Annotated in this window: 4 protein-coding genes and 1 pseudogene; 1 reads left to right on the plus strand and 4 read right to left on the minus strand. The window is 63.5% G+C overall.

What is annotated here, in order from left to right; genetic code table 11:
* Both AC1D1X_RS15455 and AC1D1X_RS15460 read right to left on the minus strand, forming a co-directional pair.
* A partial coding sequence (locus tag AC1D1X_RS15455) for a RelA/SpoT family protein (protein WP_477698594.1) occupies window positions 1–1,684 on the minus strand: 1,684 nt, incomplete at its 3' end.
* A gap of 82 nt (window positions 1,685–1,766) precedes the next feature.
* Entirely contained in the window at window positions 1,767–2,678 is a 912-nt protein-coding gene (locus AC1D1X_RS15460; protein ID WP_477669242.1) for an alpha/beta fold hydrolase, read from the minus strand.
* Between the two features lie 118 nt (window positions 2,679–2,796).
* On the opposite strand from AC1D1X_RS15460, the gene AC1D1X_RS15465 reads away from it, so the two are divergent.
* The gene (locus AC1D1X_RS15465; protein ID WP_477649166.1) at window positions 2,797–3,579 is read left to right on the plus strand and encodes a 3-hydroxybutyrate dehydrogenase; all 783 of its coding nucleotides are present in this window, start codon (window positions 2,797–2,799) and stop codon (window positions 3,577–3,579) included.
* Between the two features lie 3 nt (window positions 3,580–3,582).
* Here the strand turns inward: AC1D1X_RS15465 and AC1D1X_RS15470 are convergent, their stop codons facing one another.
* Together AC1D1X_RS15470 and AC1D1X_RS15475 are read right to left on the minus strand one after the other, a co-directional pair.
* Complete coding sequence (locus tag AC1D1X_RS15470; RefSeq protein WP_477669241.1) at window positions 3,583–4,686, minus strand: NAD(P)/FAD-dependent oxidoreductase; 1,104 nt, start codon at window positions 4,684–4,686, stop codon at window positions 3,583–3,585.
* Between the two features lies 1 nt (window position 4,687).
* Window positions 4,688–4,964 (minus strand): annotated as a pseudogene (locus AC1D1X_RS15475) (histone deacetylase family protein); the annotation flags it as partial.

The following is a 4,964-nucleotide window of genomic DNA, read 5'->3' on the forward strand; positions in this document are numbered from 1 at the left end:
CGTCCTTGCCCACTACTTCAAACAAATCATCCGCCGCCTTGAAGCCGAGTTGCACCGCCAGGTCGTCCAGCTTCATGGCGGTCTTGCCCTCGCGCTGAAGCAGTTTTTCCACGGCCTCGCGACCCCGGGCCACGGTTTGCTCCATGGCCAACGCGTTGAACCATGCGCGGACTTTCGACTTTGCACGGTGGCTGCACAAGAAACCGAGCTCGGGGTTAAGCCAGTCGCGCGAAGGTCCGCCTTCCTTCACGGTGATCACTTCCACCGTCTGGCCGTTTTGCAAGGGCGTATTCAGCGGCACCATGACACCGTCAATGCGCGCGCCCCGGCAACGGTGTCCCAGGCTGGTGTGCACGCTGTAAGCAAAATCTACCGTCGTCGCGCCCTGCGGCAACTCCACGATGGCGGCATCGGGCGTCAGAACATAGATACGGTCTTCGAACAGGCCCTGCTTGGCGTCGCGTGCACGCTGGGAGGCCGGGCCCGAGAGATCCCTCTCCCACGCGAGCAGTTGCCGCAGCACGGCGATCTTGGCGTCATATTCGCTGCTGGCCGACACGCCCGCGTAACCCTTGGCACCCGCCTCCTTGTAGGCCCAATGCGCAGCCACGCCGTGCTCGGCATGGTCATGCATGGCCTGCGTGCGCACCTGTATCTCCACCGCCCGCCCGCCATCGTCACGCACTACGGTGTGCAATGACTGGTAGCCATTGGACTTGGGCTTGGCGATGTAGTCGTCAAACTCGCCGTCCACCGGCGTGAAGCGGGAATGCACAAAACCGAGCGCGGCATAACAGCCCTTCACGTCGGCGGCAATCACACGCAAGGCACGGATGTCAAACACCTGCTCGAAGTCGAGCGACTTGCCGCGCATTTTTTTAACGATGCTGTAGATGTGCTTGGGTCGGCCCTGCACCAGCGCGGCAATGCCGTTCTGGTTCAGTTCGCGCTCCAGCTGCGCACGCAAGGCCTCCATGAAGCCTTCGCGCTCCACGCGCTTTTCATCCAGCAGGCGGGCTGTCTGCTTGTAGGTATCGGGTTCCAGAAAACGGAAAGCCAGGTCTTCCATTTCCCATTTGATCTGCCAGATGCCCAGGCGGTTGGCCAGCGGCGCAAACACATGCAGGGATTCGTGCGCCAACGGCAAAGGGGCAGGTTGCCGGGTGGCCGCGTAATGGCGCAGGGTTTGAAGCCGCGACGCCAGCCGCAACATCACCACCCGCAAGTCGCGCGAAAACGCCAGCAGCATCTTGCGGACGTTTTCGGTTTGCGCGGCCGGGTCGTCCAGCAGATGCGCCTTGGCATTGGCAGTACGAGCCTGCCGCTGCACCTGCACCAATTTGGTGGTCTCCAGCGCCAGTGCAGCGTAGTTGGCGCCGAAGGCCTTGGTGATGACTTCCTGCGGCTTGTTCAGGTGCTGGCACGCATACACCAGGTAGGTCGCGGCCTGCATGGCTTCCGAACCGCCGATGTTTTTCAGGATGGCAGCCACAGCGTCGGCATGCGCCAGGATGTTTTCACCCGTGTCGTGCGTTTCGCTGGCGATCAGAGGCTCGGCAAACGCCCGGGCACGGGCCAGCGCATGCGGCTGGTCCGGCAGGCTGTCGGCCGTAGCGGTCACGATGGAGGCGTTCGCCCCCTGGGAGGCTGTCGGGCTACCGGGCCCGACCACATTGCTTTTCATGAAACTTCAGTCAAATAGTTGCGAGGCTGGCAGCGCCGCATTGCGGCACTTACCCAGCATTACCCAATTCAATACCCGGGTGCTACCCAAGCAGGAAACCCGACACGGCGGCCACCTGGTCCGCAGCGATCAGCGTGGGCGCATGGCCTACCCCGTCGAACTCCACCAGGCGCGCGCGCGGGCCGCGGGCCGTCATGGCCTGAGCCGTCTGGGAGCTCAGCAAGTCCGACTGCTTGCCGCGGATCACCAGCGTTTCGGCCTTGATATTGTCGTAGAGCTGCCAGAGCACGGCTTCACCCTGGCGCGCGGAGTCCTCGGTCTCCTGCTTGAACGGCACAGCGATGGCCGGGTCGTAATGCAGGCGCCACTTGGCATCGGCGGCGTCCGAGACGCGCCGGAGCATGGGACGCGACAGCGCCAGCCACTGTTCGGGCGTGTGCGGGCCAAAGCTTTGGGAAATCGCCCACATGGCATCGGCCGCTTCCTGCACCGACCCGAAGTGACCGGCCTGCCCCAGATAGGTGCCGATTCGCACGATTGCCTGCCACTGGATGGCCGGCCCGACGTCATTGAGCACCAGGCGGCGCACCGCCGTGGGCAAGGGCAGACCAGGCGTCCCACACACCGCCACGCCGATCAGGCCGCCCATGCTGGTACCCACCCAGTCCAGCGAAACCACAGGCGCCTGCGCGTGCAGCTGGCCCAGCAGCGCCAGCATGTCGGCGGCATAGCCTCGCAGCTGGTAACCCATGGGGTCTTTGAGCCAGTCGCTTTCCCCACGGCCCACCACGTCGGGGCAGACCACGCGAATGCCGTCCGGCGCCTGCTCGCAGAGCGTGCGCGCCAGCACGTCAAAATCGCGGCCCTGCCGCGACAGGCCATGCACGCACACCACAACGTGCGTGCTGTCCGGCTGGCCCCATTGCCAGTACGCCATGCGATGCCCGCCTGCGGCGTCCGGGCAATTTACGTAGTTCAGCGTAGGTTGGGTCATGGTGCGGCAGTTCAATTCAAAGGCTTGATAATTGCTTGAAAAATCGGCGATGCGCAGCCTGCACCGCGCGCTGTTCAGAATCCCAGCTCAACCATCGTAAATCATCCGGAGAAACATCATGCTCAAAGGTAAAACAGCTCTCGTCACCGGCTCGACCAGCGGGATCGGCCTGGGCATCGCCAAGGCGCTGGCAGCGCAAGGCGCCAACATCGTCATTAACGGCTTCGGCGACGTGGACGGCCCCAAGGCCGAGATCGAAGCGCTGGGTGTGCGCGTGGCCTACCACGGCGCCGACATGAGCAAGCCCGCCGACATCGAGGACATGATGCGGTTCGCTGCCGCGCAATTCGGCCAGGTCGACATCCTCGTCAACAATGCCGGCATCCAGCACGTCGCCCGCGTCGAGAACTTCCCGGTCGAGAAATGGGACGCTGTGATCGCCATCAACCTGAGCAGCGCCTTTCATGCCACCCGCCTGGCATTGCCTGCCATGCTGGCCGCCAATGGAGGCAAGGGCTGGGGACGCATCATCAATGTGGCGTCGGTCCACGGCCTCGTGGGCTCTGCAGAAAAATCCGCCTATGTCGCCGCCAAGCACGGCATTGTGGGTCTGACCAAGGTCACCGCCCTCGAAAATGCCACCACCGGCGTCACCTGCAACGCCATATGCCCAGGCTGGGTACTGACGCCTCTGGTGCAAAAACAGGTGGACGCCAAAGCCGCGGCCGGAAACATCAGCAACGAAGCCGCCAAGCAACAACTGCTGGGTGAAAAAGAACCTTCGCTGCAGTTCACCACACCCGAAGAGCTGGGCGCGCTGGCGGTGTTTTTCTGCTCACCGGCCGGCAATAATGTGCGCGGCGTGGCCTGGAACATGGATGGCGGGTGGGCGGCGCAGTAAAGATCAAGCCGTTTGCAACATCCGGCCCACATAGTCGCCAATTGCCAGTGAGCTTGTCAGCCCTGGCGATTCAATACCAAAAAGATTGACGAGCCTTGCCACGCCGTGATCACGCGGTCCCTGGATCAGAAAATCTTTGGCAGCCTCATGAGGCGCCTGGATCTTGGGGCGTATGCCCGAATAACCCGGCATGAGCGCACCGTCGGCCAATGCGGGCCAGTACTTGCGTACTTCGGCATAAAAAGCATCGCCGCGCGCCGGGTCCACCACCAGGTCGTCGGGTGAATCGACCCATTGCACATCGGGCCCGAACTTGGCCTGGCCGCCTAGGTCGATGGTCAGGTGCACGCCCAGGCCGGCGGCTTCGGGCACGGGGTAGATCAGGCGGCTGAAGGGCGAACGGCCGGGCAAGGTGAAGTAGTTGCCTTTGGCGTAATGGCTGGGCGGCACATGCTGCGCCGGAAAGCCGGCAAAGCGGCTGGCCAGGTGCTGGGCCTGCAGCCCGGCGGCGTTGACGACGGTCCTGGCTTGCAGTTCCGTACCGTCTTTTGCTATTAAATTAATAGCTGCTTGCGCACACTCCGCATGGGCCAGGGGCGAATTAAGCACCACAAGCCCGCCTGCATTCTCAAGATCGCCCTGCAGCGCCAGCATGAGGCCGTGGCTGTCGACAATACCGGTGCTGGGCGAATGCAGCGCCGCCACGCATTCGAGTTGCGGCTCCATCGCCCGGGCTTCTTCGCGGGTCAACAGTACCAGGTCGTTCACGCCGTTGGCGGCGGCCTTTTCACGGATGGCCTGCAGCTGCGCCACCTGAGCCTCGCTGGTCGCTACGATCAGCTTGCCGCAGCGCTTGTGGCCTATGCCGCGTTCCGCGCAGTAGTCGTACAGCAGGCCCTTGCCTTCTACGCAGAGCCGCGCCTTGAGCGAGCCCTGTGGGTAGTAAATGCCGGCGTGAATCACCTCGCTGTTGCGCGAGCTGGTGCCTGCGCCTATCGCGTCGGCGGCTTCCAGCACCATTACCTCCCTGCCCTGCAAGGCCAGCGCACGCGCCACCGCCAGGCCCACCACGCCTGCACCAATCACCACACAGTCGACCTGGTCCATATCAGACGCCCTCGAAACCTTCAATGACGTTGACGGCATTGGTGCCCAGCGCCGCGGCGGCGTAACCGCCTTCGAGCACAAATACCGTGGGCAACCCCAACTTGCCCAGGCGTTCGCCCAGGCGGATAAAGTCGCCAGGCAGCAGCGCGAATTTGGAGATGGGGTCTTCGGCAAAGGTGTCCAGCCCCAGCGACACCACCAGCGCGTCGGCGCGGTGCTGCTTGATGCGCAGGCATGCCGCTTCCAGCGCCTCAAACCAGCGCAGCACGGTACAACCG

Source organism: Polaromonas sp. P1_G4 (assembly GCF_056405475.1).